Origin of the sequence: Noviherbaspirillum malthae, from assembly GCF_015352985.1 — a bacterium.
Classification (GTDB): domain Bacteria; phylum Pseudomonadota; class Gammaproteobacteria; order Burkholderiales; family Burkholderiaceae_D; genus Noviherbaspirillum; species Noviherbaspirillum malthae.
Genome location: NZ_JACYXF010000006.1, coordinates 22,741 through 37,842, shown reverse-complemented (window position 1 = coordinate 37,842; position 15,102 = coordinate 22,741). Strand labels below are relative to the sequence as shown.

General features: G+C 60.1%; 14 protein-coding genes. 5 read left to right on the top strand and 9 right to left on the bottom strand.

All coding sequences use genetic code 11. The annotated features are described in order from the left end of the window. Window positions 1-29 precede the first annotated feature (29 nt). The gene (locus IGW03_RS11115) at window positions 30-776 is read right to left on the bottom strand and encodes a GntR family transcriptional regulator (protein ID WP_194722628.1); all 747 of its coding nucleotides are present in this window, start codon (window positions 774-776) and stop codon (window positions 30-32) included. Window positions 777-1,169: 393 nt separating this feature from the next. On the opposite strand from IGW03_RS11115, the gene IGW03_RS11110 reads away from it, so the two are divergent. Both IGW03_RS11110 and IGW03_RS11105 read left to right on the top strand, forming a co-directional pair. Continuing rightward, entirely contained in the window at window positions 1,170-1,484 is a 315-nt protein-coding gene (locus IGW03_RS11110; RefSeq protein ID WP_194722627.1) for a DUF4148 domain-containing protein, read from the top strand. A 463-nt stretch (window positions 1,485-1,947) separates the two neighbouring features. Continuing rightward, complete coding sequence (locus tag IGW03_RS11105; RefSeq protein ID WP_228535349.1) at window positions 1,948-2,340, top strand: response regulator; 393 nt, start codon at window positions 1,948-1,950, stop codon at window positions 2,338-2,340. 47 nt (window positions 2,341-2,387) lie between these two features. Here the strand turns inward: IGW03_RS11105 and IGW03_RS11100 are convergent, their stop codons facing one another. The 4 genes from IGW03_RS11100 to araD all read right to left on the bottom strand — a co-directional run bounded on the left by IGW03_RS11100 (window position 2,388) and on the right by araD (window position 8,662). Next, a complete protein-coding gene (locus tag IGW03_RS11100) occupies window positions 2,388-4,580 on the bottom strand; it encodes a hybrid sensor histidine kinase/response regulator (RefSeq protein WP_194722625.1) in 2,193 nt (730 codons plus the stop codon). Window positions 4,581-5,122: 542 nt separating this feature from the next. Beyond that, entirely contained in the window at window positions 5,123-6,100 is a 978-nt protein-coding gene (locus IGW03_RS11095; protein ID WP_194722624.1) for a Bug family tripartite tricarboxylate transporter substrate binding protein, read from the bottom strand. A 71-nt stretch (window positions 6,101-6,171) separates the two neighbouring features. After that, the gene (locus IGW03_RS11090) at window positions 6,172-6,888 is read right to left on the bottom strand and encodes a ribonuclease activity regulator RraA (RefSeq protein ID WP_194722623.1); all 717 of its coding nucleotides are present in this window, start codon (window positions 6,886-6,888) and stop codon (window positions 6,172-6,174) included. A 34-nt stretch (window positions 6,889-6,922) separates the two neighbouring features. After that, on the bottom strand, window positions 6,923-8,662 hold the full coding sequence (gene araD / locus IGW03_RS11085) for an L-arabinonate dehydratase (RefSeq protein ID WP_194722622.1): 1,740 nt from the start codon (window positions 8,660-8,662) through the stop codon (window positions 6,923-6,925). Between the two features lie 206 nt (window positions 8,663-8,868). Here araD and IGW03_RS11080 point away from each other — a divergent pair, with 206 nt between their 5' ends. Both IGW03_RS11080 and IGW03_RS11075 read left to right on the top strand, forming a co-directional pair. Next, window positions 8,869-9,582, top strand: coding sequence for a GntR family transcriptional regulator (locus IGW03_RS11080; protein ID WP_194722621.1), 714 nt, complete (start codon window positions 8,869-8,871; stop codon window positions 9,580-9,582). Between the two features lie 196 nt (window positions 9,583-9,778). Continuing rightward, complete coding sequence (locus tag IGW03_RS11075; RefSeq protein WP_194722620.1) at window positions 9,779-10,600, top strand: class I SAM-dependent methyltransferase; 822 nt, start codon at window positions 9,779-9,781, stop codon at window positions 10,598-10,600. On the opposite strand, the gene trpS is transcribed toward IGW03_RS11075, so the two are convergent. From trpS to IGW03_RS11055, 4 genes are all read right to left on the bottom strand, one after another. Beyond that, window positions 10,594-11,607, bottom strand: a complete 1,014-nt coding sequence (trpS, locus tag IGW03_RS11070) for a tryptophan--tRNA ligase (protein WP_194722619.1) — start codon at window positions 11,605-11,607, stop codon at window positions 10,594-10,596. The genes IGW03_RS11075 and trpS overlap by 7 nt on opposite strands. Before the next feature lie 207 nt (window positions 11,608-11,814). Continuing rightward, window positions 11,815-12,654: a phosphatase PAP2 family protein gene (locus IGW03_RS11065; protein WP_194722618.1), complete on the bottom strand. Its 840-nt coding sequence runs from the start codon at window positions 12,652-12,654 to the stop codon at window positions 11,815-11,817. 71 nt (window positions 12,655-12,725) lie between these two features. Continuing rightward, window positions 12,726-12,902 carry a hypothetical protein gene (locus IGW03_RS11060; RefSeq protein ID WP_194722617.1) on the bottom strand — a complete coding sequence of 59 codons (177 nt, stop codon included), beginning with the start codon at window positions 12,900-12,902 and terminating at the stop codon, window positions 12,726-12,728. Window positions 12,903-12,930: 28 nt separating this feature from the next. After that, window positions 12,931-13,539, bottom strand: coding sequence for an opacity family porin (locus tag IGW03_RS11055; RefSeq protein WP_194722616.1), 609 nt, complete (start codon window positions 13,537-13,539; stop codon window positions 12,931-12,933). 514 nt (window positions 13,540-14,053) lie between these two features. Here IGW03_RS11055 and IGW03_RS11050 point away from each other — a divergent pair. Then, window positions 14,054-14,599: an acyloxyacyl hydrolase gene (locus IGW03_RS11050; protein WP_194722615.1), complete on the top strand. Its 546-nt coding sequence runs from the start codon at window positions 14,054-14,056 to the stop codon at window positions 14,597-14,599. Window positions 14,600-15,102: the final 503 nt, after the last annotated feature.

Below are 15,102 nucleotides of genomic sequence, written 5' to 3'. Positions count from 1 at the left end.
ATCCTGATAAAGAGATTCTCTGAATGTGTTCAATCGGTGCGGCCGCGCGCCACCCGCAGCTGGTACTGGAAGGCATCGCCCCGGAAGTAGAGGAATTCGAAATCCAGCGGCTTGCCCTCGGCGGTGTGCGTCAGCCGCTGCAGCTTGAGCAGGGCGGTGCCTTCCATCACCTGGAGCGCCAGCGCCAGCACTTCGTCGGCAACGAGCGCGCCGATCTGCAGGTCGGCATGGCCGAGAGGAATGGCGTAGTCATGCTCGAGGATGAGAAAGATGTCGCGGTTGGCAAGATCTTCGCCGGCCAGCCGGGTACCGAGCTCCTCAGGCAGATAGGTGATTTCCAGCGAGACCGGCTCGCGGTCGAGATAACGGATGCGCTTGATCTCGATCACCGGGGCGTTTTCGGCCAGGCCGAGCTGCTGCGCCACCAGTGCCGATGCCGGAATCGGCTTGAAGCTGATGACTTTGTTGCGAATGGTGTAGCCCTGCCGCGACATGGCCTCGGAGAAGCCCTCCAGCCTTGCCAGCGGCTGCGAGGCCTTGGGCCGGGAAACGAAGCTGCCCTTGCCTGCCACCTTGATGATCAGGCCTTCCTTCTGCAGATCCGAGAGTGCCTGCCGCACGGTGATGCGGCTGACGCCGAACTGCGCGCTCAGTTCGCTCTCGGCAGGCAGCTGCGCATCGGGAAGATAGGTGCCGTCGCGCATGCGTTCGCGCAAGGTTTCGCGTACCTGCGAATAAAGGGAGGGCGACGGGTCCCTGACAAGGGGTGCTTTCATCGTGCTGGTTTCGTTCCGACCTGTCATGACAGGTCATGATCAGTAACGAAACCGAGTGTAATGATGCGGTCCTGCCGCAGGAACGAATCAATTCATGCTTGCATATTCGGGGAGCGTGAATACTTTTATAAGCATTCTGAATATGAGGCGTATCCGGAAGCAGCAAGTCTCCTGCCATTCCGTACGCCGAAAGACACAGCCGGACTGCAGGCGCATCCCACGCCGCCGATTGTGCTCGGTTCGTGAACAGTGAATCCAGAAAATGACGGTTTATCTATATCCGGTCACTGGCTATAGTTCACTCACCGCGTCACTTGCAAAACGAAAGTAACAAGCCGGATCCTCCGGCCGACCTGCAAGCCGCGCTTCACTTAACGTTTCAGGAGAATGAACATGAATGCCAAATCGCTGATCACCGCCCTGCTTCTCACCGTTTCCGCCACAGGCGCCTTCGCACAGGAATTCGTGCAGCCGGATGCCGGATTCGTTTCCACGAAGACCCGTGCCGAAGTCCTGCAGGAACTGGCCGAGGCCAATGCCGCCGGTACATCCTCGGTTGCCATGAAGGACAGCGACTACCCGGTAACCGCGGCAAGCCCTGCGGCAACCGCACAGGCCAAGACCCGCGCAGAAGTTCTTGCCGAGCTCAAGGAGTACAACCGCGAAAATCCGCGCGGCTACCTGTACAGCTATTATTTCGGCCATTAATCGCGGCCGTTGACCGGAATGCGCGAGCATAAGCCGCCGCCGCGGGTGCCAGACATGGCAAGCCCTGCTGCGGCGCCTCGGTCCCATCCCGCTTCGCTTTTACCGCATCCATTCCACTGCCTCTTCGCAGGCAATATCGCCGCCTCCCATTGCGCAAGCCGTACAGCCGGAACAAGAAGCGCCCTTTCGGTGTCTGCATAGAGTTGCCGATTGCGCAACAGGTTCAAGGTGCAGACCCGGTCAGGATTCCACGTCGTTCGGTAAGGAAATGACAAGACCGGTAAAATGCCGGCCTGTAGATATATCAGAGACAGATGACGATCGCCATAACTTGCGTAGCTTGTTCTGCAGCCGCCTCCAATAAGGGAAGTGCGCTACCTGCACCTTTGCAGGAAGTCGCGCTTCATGCGGAGGGCAAGGCCGAGGCGAGCGGTCGCCGGTTCTGTGGAAAACGCCCGTGTTTATGAAGCATATTCTTGTTGTTGACGATGCCGAGGCAATCGCCTATCTTTTTTCCAAGTATTTCCAGCGGCACAGGTTCCGGGTCAGCGTTGCGGGCGACGGACATGCCGCCGTCCGCATTAGTGAAACCGACCGCATCGACGGCATCGTGACCGACTTTCGCATGGCCGGCATGGACGGGCGCGAACTGGTGGAACGTCTGCGGCAGCATCAGCCCGACCTGCCGGCCATTATCGTTTCAGCCTTTGCCACCGACGTGCCGGATGAGAATCGCAATACGAAGATCTTCAACAAGCCCGTCGATCCGATGATCCTGGTGCACAGGATGAGCGACATGCTCATCGATGTCGAAACGGCGAGAAACATGAAAGCAGATTCCGGTCCGGGTCATTGAACTTCCCTCCTGCCGCAGTTGCCGGTCGCCGGCGGGCACGGCTGGACTCACCCGGCAGCGGCAAACACGGTATCCGCATCCACCGGCTTGGTGAGATGCAGGTCGAAGCCGGCCTGCGCGGCGCGCTCCTTGTCCCCTTCCTGCCCGTAACCTGTCAGCGCGATCAGCTTGCCTTGCCAGCCCGGCAGCCGTGAACGCATCATGCCGGCCAGGGCGAAGCCGTCGATGTCAGGCAGGCCGATGTCGAGAAAGGCGATGTCCGGCAGGAATTCGCCAACCAATGCCAACGCCGAGCGCGCATCGTGCGCGATGCTGACTTCATGTCCCTGCAGCTTGAGCAGGCTTGCGAGCATTTCGGCGGCGTCGGTGTTGTCGTCCACCACCAGGATGCGGCGCGGTCTTACCGCGCCGGAGGGCTGGTCATCGACGGGTTCCTCCCGCGGCGCGTCGATCGACGGCAGCGTCACCCTGAATTCGCTGCCCTGGCCCGGGCCCTCGCTGACGGCGGCCACCTGGCCGCCATGCAGTTCGACAATGCTGCGCACGATGGCCAGCCCCAGGCCCAGGCCGCCGGAAGAACGAGCGAGCGATTGCGGCGCCTGGTAGAAAGGCTCGAAGACCTGGGAGACGGTTTCCGGCAGCATGCCCGCGCCTTCATCACGAATGATGATGTTCGTCTCGTGCTTGCTCTCGTCCTGCACGACGCCGATGCTGATTTCGCCATCGGGATCGAAATGCAGGGCGTTGTTGAGCAGGTTGGTCACCACCTGTACCAGCCGGGCCTCGTCGCCCGTAACCCACGCCGCCTCGGGCAAGGCAACATCTATGCCGCGGCCGCGCCTGGCCACCGCATGCTGCAGCGATTCGACCGCCTGTTCGATCACCGGCACCAAGTCCACAGGCGCATGGCGTATCTCCAGCTTGCCGCGGGTAATGCGGGAAACATCAAGCAGGTCGTCGACGAGACGCTTCATGTGTTCCACCTGCCGGCGCATGATCTGCCGCTCGCGCAGGTTCGCGGGTTCGTGCCTGACATCCATCAGGTCGAGGGCGGCCACCATCGGCGCCAGCGGATTGCGCAATTCATGGCCCAGCACGGCAAGGAAGTTGTCCTTGGCATGGCCGGCTTCCTCGGCATTGCCCAGTGCCTTGTTCAGTGAAGCGAGCAGCCGTTCGCGCTCCTGTTCGAATGTCCTGCGTTCGTTCGAGGCGGATTCCAGTACGGTGCTGACTTCATTGACTTCCTCGATGAAACTCGGCCTGGCCTGCACCGGCTCGCTGTGCACCAGCTGGAGCGCCTGGCTTTGCAAGCCGCCGATGGCGCCGACGATCCGGCGGGCAATGAAAAAGGCGAAGGCGAGACAGGCCGCGAACGAGACCGCGATAACGGCGGCGTAAAGCGCCAGATTGCCGATCAGGGCCTGCTTGAAATAGGCGTCCGGCGCACCCACGACGACAGTCCACCCATGCCTCGTGGTGCGGGCGAATGCCGTCAGGACATCCACGCCGTCAAGCGTTCGGGTGACGCCGCTCCCCTCGTTGCGTCCCTTGGCGAGAAGCGCGGCGAGCGTCGGAGACAGGCCGGTGCCGACCGTCTGTTCATGATCCTTCGACCTGGCCACGCGCAGGTTCGCCGCATCATGGATCGACACCACCCAGTCGGGCGGCATCTGCTGGCGCTGCAGGAATTCGAGGATGCGGGTCGGCTTGATCGCCGCGCTGAGCACATAGGTCAGCCTGCCGTTTTCGATGACGGGAACGCGTACCGGAAAGGCAATCTCGCCGCGCGGCCCCTTCACGGTCTTCCCGACCAGCGGCTCGCGGTCGCTGATCACGCGCATCAGGCTCTCCGGGTCGTTGACGCGCGTGTCCACCGCGCCGAAATGATGCGAGGTCTTGAAGATGAGATTGCCGTTGCCGTCGGTGAGAACCACCGAGACCCATTCCGGCTTGGAACGTGCCGTCTCGGCAGCAACCTTGTAGAAACTCTCGAGTTCTCCGTAGACCAGCGCCTGGTTGTACGACAGCGTCTGCAGCGTGTCGACCGCGGACTCCAGCTCGGCATCCACCGCGCTGGCGAGCGCGCGCGAAAGATTGAGCATGGAAACCTCGAACTGCTGCTGCTGCTGATCGATCGCGGCGCGAATCCCCCATGCGCCGATCAGCGCAATGGGCAGAAGGCCCAGTGCCGTCAGCAGTGCGAGGAGGCTGCGTAGCCGCACGGTTTTTTTGGTCAGCATGAACTCATAGGGCGCGTGATACCGGATTGCCCGCCAAATGCCTGGTTGCGCAGGTTTCGCGCAATACAAGTTTAAGGTTGCGGCCGGTTGAAGCGAGAACGAGGATGACGGCGGGATCCGCAGGATCCGGCGACACGGCATACCCTTACCGGCACCCTGGCAGTAAAAGCCGACATTATTTCACAGACTGCGAATTCACTCCTCAAAGCCGAATACAAGCGCAGGGAGCAGAAGCAATATTGCCTGAAACCAAGCTAATTGTGTCGGTGACTTATGACTGGATGGTAAAGCGGTCGAAATTCAACACATCAAGGCGTCATCGACAGTACGGAAGGATGAGCAATTGAACTGCCTGGAGGGAAAGCATTGCATCGGGAAGTCGCTTCCTCCGCGCGAGCGAATTGTGTAGCGGCCAGGTGAATGGGTGCACGGTCATGCTATGCCTGCGCTTGAAACCGCAGTTACTCCCGAAGCGGGAGCAGCTGCCCGGTATCTGCCAACACCGTACAAAACCCGCCGGGCATTGCACCCGGCGGCATGCATCAGTCGACCTTGATATTGCCTTTTTTCACGACAGTGGCCCATTTCGCGACTTCCTCGCGCTGGAACTTGCTGAACTGCTCGATTGACATCTTGGGATTGTTCAGGCCCATCTTCGAAAGACGTTCTTCCATGTCGGGAGCCGACAGCGCCTTCATGATTTCATTGTGCAGCCGCTCGACGATAGGCTTGGGCGTGCCGGCCGGAGCAAAGACTGCCTGCCAGGACTGCACGTCGTATCCCGGGGCGCCGGATTCCGCGATCGTGGGCACGTTCGGCATGGTCGGCACGCGCGCGGCCGAAGTCGCCGCCAGTGCACGCAGCTTGCCCTGCTGGATGTGCGGGCCGCCGACGATGGTGGTTTCGATCATCATGTCGATCTGGCCGCCGAGCAGATCCTGCAGCGCCGGACCGCCGCCCTTGTAGGGCACGTGGGTGATGTCGATGCCCAGGCTCTGCTTCATCAGTTCCAGCGCCATGTGCGGCGACGTGCCGCTGCCCGGCGAACCGGAAGTGATCTGCTTCTTCGCCTTGGCCGCGGCGATCAGGTCCTGGATGGTCTTGTACGGCGAATCGGCGCGCACCAGGATCAGGTTCGGAATCATGCCCAGCATTGCGACCGGCTCAAAGCTCTTGACCGAGTCGTAGCCGATATTGGGATACAGGCTCTGGTTGATCGCATGCGAGCTGATGGTGCCGCCCAGCAGCGTATAGCCGTCGGCCGGCTGGCGCGAGACGTAGGCCGAACCGACGCTGCCGCCGGCGCCGGCGCGATTTTCGACAATGACCTGCTGGCCCAAGGCTGCACCGACCTTGGGCGCAATCAGGCGCGCCAGCGTATCGGTATTGCCGCCGGGCGGGAAAGCGGCGACATAGGTGATGGTCTTGGACGGCCATTTGTCCTGCGCGATCCCGGGCAGGGATGCGGAAAGCAGGGAAAGGCCGATGGCGGCGAGTACGCTTCTGCGAGTGGTGTTCATGATGTCTCCTTGATTGGATGTTTGTCTTGCGAGCAGCAGCCGACAATTTCTACCGGCTGCAGCGCGATCCTTCAACGCCCGGTCTTCGCCCGCCAGGCTTCGAAATCGACCTTCGACTGCTCGTCGGTGGGCGGATACAGGCCGAGAATCGACCTGCCCTTCAGCACTTCCTCGGTGACGAAGTCCTCGAAGGCCGTCATCTCCGTCGCCTCCTTCGCGATCTCATCGGCCAAGTGCGCCGGGATCACGATCACGCCTTCGCCGTCGCCGACGATCACGTCGCCTGGGAACACGGCCACGTCGCCGCAGCCGATCGGCACATTGATGTCGAGCGCCTGGTGCAGCGTGAGATTGGTGGGGGCCGAGGGGCGGTTATGGTAGGCGGGAATTTCCAGCCTGGCGATCTCGGGCGAATCGCGGAAGCCGCCGTCGGTAACCACGCCGGCCACGCCGCGCACCATCAGGCGCGATACCAGGATCGAGCCGGCCGATGCGGCGCGCGCATCCTTGCGGCTGTCGATCACCATCACCGCGCCGGGCGGGCACTCCTCGACGGCCTTGCGCTGCGGATGGGCACGGTCCTGGAACACGCTGATCGGGTTGAGATCTTCGCGCGCCGGGATGTAGCGCAGCGTGAAGGCTTCGCCCACCATGTTGCCCTTGTTCGGGTCGAGCGGCCGTACATCCTGGATGAACTGGTTGCGCAAGCCGCGCTTGAACAAGGCGGTGCACAGCGTCGCCGTGCTGACCTTCTGCAATTGTTCCTTGGTTTGCTGATTGAGTGCCATGCGAGTCCTGTCGTGGTCGGTGTAGTTGTCGTTGTCAGTAGATGTCGGGTTCGCCGACGGGGGCGCCGAAGCCGGTTTCGAGGAAGTCGAAATCGCAGCCTTCGTTGGCCTGCTTGATGTGCTGGGAGAACATCCAGCCGTAACCGCGCTCGAAGCGCTTGGGCGGCTGTTTCCATTCCGCCTTGCGGCGCTCAAGTTCCTCGTCGGAGACTTCCATGTTGATGCTGCGCGCCGGAATGTCGATGGTAATGATGTCGCCGGTGCGCACCAATGCCAGCGGTCCGCCGACGTAGGACTCGGGCGCCACGTGGAGGATGCAGGCGCCGTAGCTGGTGCCGCTCATGCGGGCATCCGACATGCGCAGCATGTCGCGCACGCCCTGCTGCACCAGCTTCTTCGGAATCGGCAGCATGCCCCACTCCGGCATGCCGGGGCCGCCGAGCGGGCCGGCATTGCGCAGGATGAGGAAATCATCTGCAGTGACATCGAGATCGTCGCGCTCGACGGCTTCCTTCATCGACGGATAGTCGTCGAACACCAGCGCGCGGCCGGAATGCTTGAAGAAACGCTTTTCGCAGGCGCTGGGCTTGATCACGCAGCCGTCCGGCGCGATGTTGCCCTTGAGGACGGCCAGCGCGCCTTCTTCATACAGCGGGTTGTCCATGGGACGGATCACGTCGTCGTTGTAGACTTCGGCGCCCTCGATGTTCTCGCCCACGGTGCGGCCGGTCACCGTCAGTTCGTCCAGATGCAGCTTGTCCCTGAGGCGGTTCATCAATGCGCGCATGCCGCCCGCATAGTAGAAGTCTTCCATCAGGTAGGTCTCGCCGCTCGGCCGGATGTTGGCGATGACGGGAACATGGCGGCTGGCCTTGTCGAAGTCTTCCAGGCCGATGTCGCAGCCGGCGCGGCGCGCCATGGAAATCACATGGATGATGGCATTGGTCGAACAGCCCATGGCCATGGCTAGGATGATGCCGTTCTCGAACGAGCGGCGCGTCAGCAGGCGCGCCGGCGTCAGGTCTTCCCACACCATCTCGACGATGCGGCGTCCGGCATCGGCGGACATGCGGATGTGATTGGCGTCGGCCGCGGGGATGGAGGACGCGCCCGGCAGCGTCATGCCGATCGCTTCGGCGATGCCGGTCATGGTGCTCGCCGTACCCATGGTCATGCAGGTACCGTGGCTGCGGGCGATGCCGCCCTCGATGCCAACCCATTCTTCCTTGGTGATCTTGCCGGCACGGCGCTCGTCCCAGAATTTCCAGGCGTCCGAACCGGAACCGAGCACATGGCCTTGCCAGTTTCCGCGCAACATGGGGCCGGCGGGCACGAAAATGGCCGGAACGCCGGCGCTGGTGGCGCCCATCAACAGGCCGGGCGTGGTCTTGTCGCAGCCGCCCATGAGCACCACGCCATCCACCGGATGCGAGCGGATCAGTTCTTCCGCTTCGATGGCCAGCAAGTTGCGGTACAGCATGGTGGTCGGCTTGACGGCGCTCTCCGACAGGGAGATGGCCGGCAATTCCACCGGGAAGCCGCCCGCCTGCAGCACGCCGCGCTTGACATCCTCGACGCGCTGCTTGAAGTGCGAGTGGCAGGAATTCATGTCCGACCAGGTATTGAGAATGGCGATGACGGGCCGGCCGACGAATTCTTCGGGCGAATAGCCCATTTGCATGACGCGCGAACGGTGGCCGAAGGAACGCAGATCGTCCTTCGCGAACCAGCGCGCGCTTCTCAATGTTTCGATGCTCTTTTTACGGATGCTCATGCAGGCTCACATAGTCATGTTGGCAACAAGGAAAGCGGCCTTGGCAAATCATGCGCAAGGCGAACGATAAAGCTGCAGCAGCTCCATCAGTTTGATCGGGATTACAACACTAATATATTAGTATGTCAAACTGACCGTAAAGATTTATCATGTTGGTATTCCCCTTATGCCGACATGCAATCGATCCTTATCCGTACCGACACCGAATGGATGCCCTGACCGCCCTGAATGAAACGCCCCTCGCCCAGTTCAATCTGGACCGGACCCGCCACGCCGCTCCGCAGATTTTCGAGCATCTGCGCGAGCTCATCATCTCAATGTCGCTGACGCCGGGCAGCGTGCTGTCGCGCACCGATCTGGCGGCGCAGTACAACATCAGCCAGACCCCGGTGCGCGACGCGCTGATCCGGCTGAGCGAGGAAGGTTTGGTCGACGTGTATCCCCAGCATGCGACCGTGGTCAGCCGCATCGATGTGAACCTGGCGCAGGAAGCGCATTTCCTGCGCCTGTCGGTCGAGATGGAAATCGCCCGCACGCTTGCAGCCTCGGCGGACGCATCGCTGATCGAACGCCTGCGCAAGTTCGTGTCGCGGCAGAAAGCCGCCCTTGAGGAAAAGGACTTGTCCGGATTTACCCTTGCGGACCAGGCTTTCCACCGGCAAATGTATGAAGCGGCGAAAGTGCCGCATCTCTATGCGCTGGTGCGCCGCCACAGCGGGCACCTCGACCGCCTTCGCAGCCTGCACCTGCCGGCACCGGGCAAGGCTGCGGCAGTGCTGGCGGACCATGATGCGATCGTGGACGCGATCAGCAGAGGCGACACCGCGCTTGCCGAACAGAGCGTGCGCAAGCATTTGTCGGGCACGCTGGCCAATGTCGAGGAGATCCGGTCGCGGCACAAGGATTACCTGAAAAATTGACCAGGGTTTTCCATATCCGCCGAGCCGCCGAGTCGGCTGCGCATGATTCTCGGTAAACCTGGCAATCGTTCCGGGCATGTCATAAATTTAATGACAGGAAGCTTGCGGCATGTTGTCTCATCAGCTTCGTCAAGCACACATTTCCAGAATTTGCTGCCCGTTATTGAAGCAGGCAAACCAACTTGGCGGAACGATCATGAACGATCCCGGCGTCCGCGCCACATTCGCAGGCAACATTCCGCAGCTCTATGAGGAGTATCTTGTACCGCTCATCTTTGAGCCTTACGCCACTGATCTCGGCTCGCGCGTTGCATCCTGCCAGCCGTCCCGGGTACTCGAGATCGCTGCGGGAACCGGCGTGGTGACACGCCAGCTTGCAAAGAATCTGCCGGCCGGCGTTTCCATCGTAGCAACGGATTTGAGTCAAGCCATGCTGGACCAGGCGGCAGCAGTCGGCGTCGCTCGCGCCGTCGAATGGCGGCAGGCCGATGCACTGCAAATGCCTTTTCCCGACGAGGCATTTGACGCGGTTGTCTGCCAGTTCGGCGTCATGTTCTTTCCGGACAAGGCAAGGGCCTTTTCCGAAGCGAGACGCGTGCTTCGTCCCGGCGGCCGCTTCATGTTCAACGTGTGGGATAGCATCGATAAGAACGAGTTCGCCGATGCCGTGACCAGCGCACTGGAAGTACTTTTTCCGAACGATCCGCCGCGATTTCTGGCTCGGATCCCCCATGGCTACCACGACCCTGCAGTCATTGAACGAGACCTTGCGCAGGGCGGATTCACCAAGCCGCCCAACGTCGTCACAATGACTGCGCGCAGTCGAGCGAGCACTGCGCGCGTTCCGGCGGTCGCGTACTGTCAAGGCACTCCGCTTCGAAGCGAGATCGAAGCCCTCGGCGCATCGCGGCTTGCCGAGGCAACCGATAAGGCTGCAGATGCCATGGCGAGGCAATTCGGCCCAGGGCCTGTCGACGGCAAGATACAGGCGCTGGTCATTGCCGCTGAGCGTCAATAGTTGAAATAATTCAAGCCGAGCGCTGACTTTACCTCCGACACTGTCTGGCCGGCGACCTGCCTTGCCTTTTCAGTGCCGCGACGCAGAACGTTCATGACTTCGCCGCGATCTCCTGCGAAATGCTGCCGCCGCGCTCGAATGGGCTCGAGGAGCGCCTGCAGATGCTCGTTCAGCCGGCGTTTCAGTACGCTGTCTGCAAGCCCGCCGTGCCGGTATTGCGCCTTCAGCTCTTCGAGAGCATTCCTGTCCGGCTCGAATGCATCAAGGAAGGCAAAGACCACATTCCCTTCCACTTGCCCGGGATCCTCCACCCGCAGATGATTGGGATCGGTGTACATGCGGTTGACCGCCTTCTTGATGTCGTCGGCGCTGGCCCCGAGAGATATCGAGTTGTTGAGGGACTTGCTCATTTTGGCCTTGCCATCGACACCCGGCAATCGTGTGACCGAGGACAATACGGCTTCGCATTCGACCAGGACCTGACGATCCACCGTGCTGTTGAATTTGCGGACCAGTTCGTTCGTCTGTTCAATCATTGGAAGCTGATCGTCACCGACCGGAACCAGTGTTGCCTTGAACGCAGTGATGTCCGCAGCCTGACTCACCGGGTACGTAAGGAAACCGGCCGGGATATCGCGTTCGAATCCGCGCAGCCGGATTTCCTCCTTGATGGTTGGATTGCGTTCCAGGCGCGAGACGGTTACCAGATTGAGCAGATACTGCGTCAGCTCGGCCAGCTCGGGAACCTGCGACTGGATGAAGATCGTCGACAGTTCCGGATCAATGCCGGCGGCAAGGTAGTCGAGCGCGACTTCGATGACGTTATTCGTGACTTTCTGGTGCTGGCCCACGTTATCCGTCATTGCCTGCGTGTCGGCCAGCAACAGGTATTGCTGCGCCTTGTGCTGCAGTTCGACTCGGGAGCGAAGCGAGCCGACGTAATGACCGAGGTGAAGCGGGCCGGTAGTGCGGTCGCCGGTCAGAATGATTGGTTTTGCGGATGACACTGGAATCTCCCTATTGAGATCCACCGGTCAAAACAGCAAGCGCAGAAACAACAATGCCGCTTCAACCGGCGGCATTGTTTGTCAGGATGAACAGAAACTCGCCGCCAGAATCAGGCGGCCCACCAATATTGACGGATTGACGTATTCGTATTCATGCCGGCAGTATATCACGCAGCATGGTCGGCTTCGTTCCAGGATGGGAAAAGGTCAGAATTGCACTTGCATCACGATCCCGAATGCTCCCGGAGCAAGCGTCGGCATGATGGCAAGCCTGGAGTTGGCGTTCGTACGAAGAGCAGTGTTATAGGCGGCAACGGTGCTCCCGACGTAAGTTCCGACCAAGGCGCCGACCGCCACATCGGAGGCGAAGTGCGCGCCGTGGTATACGCGCGCTGCGCCGGTCATGGTTGCCAGTCCATAAGCCAGTCCCTTGATCCATGGCTGATCGTAGTGGCTGGCAATTGTCGAGGCCAGCACAAACACCTGGGTCGTATGGCCGGATGGAAAGGAGGAATTCTTGTCGCTGAAAGGTTTGAGATTCAGCGATCCTTCATTCTCCCGCGGACGCCTCCGGCCGACGATGAGCTTCAATGCCGGGGTTATCACGGCAGAGGCAATGAGGGAGGATGCCAATCCGTCCTGTGCCACATACATGCTTTCGGTATTGCCCAAACTCCCTGCGACATAGAAGCCGCCCAGTATCGCCAGCACGGCCCCGTTGGTGCCGAGACGCTCGATATTCTTGGCCCGCTGCTCATGTTCGCGTTCACGCAGCTTGACCGATCGCTCATAGGCCTTTCGGTCAAGAATCGAGCCGACGACAAGTACGCCGGCCGCAGCAATGCCTGCGTTGCGCCAATCTTCGTCCGACCATTGCGCAGGAGACCGAACGACGTAGACGAGGTCATCCAGCAAAAGCTTTCCATAGCTGACTGAAAGGACCCCTGCCGGAAAGTCGGACTGCGGCCGCGTCGGATCGGTTTGCCCGGTCGCCGCTATCATGTTCGCCGACGCTTCAGGAACGTCCGATTCATCCGGCAGTTCCATGCCTGCGGCGGAGACGGCGACCGCCAGCCAGATGACGGCGACTGCAGTTTTGAGTGTCTGGCGCAATGCCATCAGATCCTCCCTCCAGGCCTGAGGTGCATGTCATTCAGCTCGACGGTCAATGACATTTGCCGGACGATGGTTCGCTGTCCGTGCCAATGATCGGCCCGCCAATCATCCAATGCAGCATCAGCGGCAATCCGGATATTGCATACCGCCTGCTGCAGCAAACTGAATGGGAGTTTCATTGATGAATTCCGCAAGCGCTCTCTTCCATCAAAATGCGTAGCTCACGCCGACTGAAGCGTGAAGCGTCCTGAGTCTGCTTTCTGCCTGGCCGTCGGCGATGTCGACATTGGCTTTGGCACGATTGAACTTCGCTTCGGCGAAGGCATATACCTGCGGCGTGATCTTGTAGGACGCACCTGCGAGCACCTGAAAGCCATGGCCCGACGATTGATAGCCGGTCTCGTGAAAGACACCATCGACCATGTTCTCCGAATGCATCCAATAGCGAGTCAGTCCGGCGCCGGCATACGGTTGAAGTCGTCCACTGAGGAGCGTCATATCGAGCCATCGATAAATGCCGTTGATGCTCAACATGTTGACCCCATGGGAAATCTCGAACTGTTGAACATAGTCGACCAGCGGCGCCGCGCCATTCACCGCCAGGCCATTCCACACGCCCTGGACCTGTACCGTCGTGCCCGTCTTTGCATAGACCTTGTAATGGGTATAGTCGACGGCAACCGCCCATGCCGGCAAGGCGGAAAAGAAGTGGGTATAGCGCAGCCCGTAGTAGGGTGCCGCGTCCAGCGGGCGTGCACTCCAGTCGACATCCCGGAACGTGATGTCGTTGCCGGATGCGCCTCGCGCGATATGCAAGTCGCTCGGCCTCGTGAAGGATGAACCTGTATATGCCGAGACAAGGTCTTCTGCCTGTACCGCACCGACCCATGCCGGCAACTGGACGGCGATCACGAATGAAAGTCTCTGAAACGTCAATCTGGCAGAAGCTGGCATGTTGACTTGATCCATAGGGAAAGCATGCTTGTCGACCTTCGGAACAGGAGTCGAACCTATTGCGATCCTATCGCGAATTTATCGACCCGACGGTTACAGATCATCTTATCCACCCGGGTAAAAACTCTCCAAGCAATCAGCATGGGAATTGATGTATCTCTGTGGCGCCAGGCGTATGGCGAGCAGCCGTTGTTGGAAGGCCTCAACTTGAACGGCGGAAGCGCTTTCCCCGCAGTAGCCTGCGAAAGGCTTGACATTGCCTTGTTTGCGTCGATTCTTATATTGGAATCCTTTTGAATTGCACAGCCTCGGACAGCTGTATCGGTCCCCGAAACAAAGCCGCATCTACAGCGCAGCCTGCCGGAATGCCAGAGCCATGAATGCAAATACGATATTCAAGATCCTTGCACTCGCCAATGCACTGATCGCCGTTCATTCGCCTGCGCGCGCGGTTGATTCCGGCTCGCTTGAACTTGCTTCGGGCAACAAGACACATATAGTTCGGTTCGGAGCGCAATGGAAGTGGGACAGACAATGGCTTCGATTCAATGATGCTCATCTTGGCGGCTATTGGGACCTTACTTTGTCAAAATGGAGAGGCGACCGGTTTCGTAACGTCGATGACAGCACGCAGCGCATTATCGACATTGGGCTTACGCCCGTATTTCGCTTTCAACGGGACGATCTGCAGGGGCCGTACGTGGAAGCCGGCATAGGTGCACACTATCTGTCCCGGCATTACGATAACAACGGCAAGCGACTTTCCACCAATTTCCAGTTCGGCGATCACCTGGGCATCGGCTACGTCTTCCCGAACAAGCTTGATGTCGGCCTCAAGGTCCAGCACTTTTCGAACGGCGGCATCAAGGAACCCAATAACGGCGTCAACCTTGCTGTGGTTCGCGTCAGCTACGCCTTCTAGGTTCTTATGTATCGGTCAGCACGCGGCGGCAGCCAGGGTGTCTCACCGACGGCGGTGGCGCAGGCTGGCACGTCTGCCTCGGTTGTCGCCGGCTACCGATGTTAAGAACGCGTTAAGATGAATCTCAACGGGTATCGGCTCTTCAACTTCGCCGGTCTGTAGGACTGCAATTCATTAAGGTTTGCAGTTTTCTCTACCTGACAGGAACAGGAATCTTTTATCTGTTTTGCTTGCCCCAGATCAGGCTTGGCAAACTCTGCTTGCAGGCTTCCAGTCACCAAAAGCAGGTCGGGATGCATGTCTGCTGATGTAATGACCAGCCCAGACCGGCACAAGCTGCCGGTGGAAGGTAGCCTGTTTGAATCCGTCATACGGACCAGAAGGGCTGATGTCATATTGGCTTGTCCCTTCCTCATCCTGCATGCACAGTTGCAACGACCTCCTCGTTGCCCTTACCGACGTTTCCGAAGCAGCAAGGGGCTGATGCCCTGAATGTGCCTCAC

Coding starts and splice junctions, on each gene's coding strand:
- IGW03_RS11115 (WP_194722628.1), bottom strand. CDS start 776: ATGAAAGCACCCCTTGTCAGGGACCCGTCGCCCTCCCTTTATTCGCAG.
- IGW03_RS11110 (WP_194722627.1), top strand. CDS start 1,170: ATGAATGCCAAATCGCTGATCACCGCCCTGCTTCTCACCGTTTCCGCC.
- IGW03_RS11105 (WP_228535349.1), top strand. CDS start 1,948: ATGAAGCATATTCTTGTTGTTGACGATGCCGAGGCAATCGCCTATCTT.
- IGW03_RS11100 (WP_194722625.1), bottom strand. CDS start 4,580: ATGCTGACCAAAAAAACCGTGCGGCTACGCAGCCTCCTCGCACTGCTG.
- IGW03_RS11095 (WP_194722624.1), bottom strand. CDS start 6,100: ATGAACACCACTCGCAGAAGCGTACTCGCCGCCATCGGCCTTTCCCTG.
- IGW03_RS11090 (WP_194722623.1), bottom strand. CDS start 6,888: ATGGCACTCAATCAGCAAACCAAGGAACAATTGCAGAAGGTCAGCACG.
- araD (WP_194722622.1), bottom strand. CDS start 8,662: ATGAGCATCCGTAAAAAGAGCATCGAAACATTGAGAAGCGCGCGCTGG.
- IGW03_RS11080 (WP_194722621.1), top strand. CDS start 8,869: ATGGATGCCCTGACCGCCCTGAATGAAACGCCCCTCGCCCAGTTCAAT.
- IGW03_RS11075 (WP_194722620.1), top strand. CDS start 9,779: ATGAACGATCCCGGCGTCCGCGCCACATTCGCAGGCAACATTCCGCAG.
- IGW03_RS11065 (WP_194722618.1), bottom strand. CDS start 12,654: ATGGAACTGCCGGATGAATCGGACGTTCCTGAAGCGTCGGCGAACATG.
- IGW03_RS11060 (WP_194722617.1), bottom strand. CDS start 12,902: ATGAAACTCCCATTCAGTTTGCTGCAGCAGGCGGTATGCAATATCCGG.
- IGW03_RS11050 (WP_194722615.1), top strand. CDS start 14,054: ATGAATGCAAATACGATATTCAAGATCCTTGCACTCGCCAATGCACTG.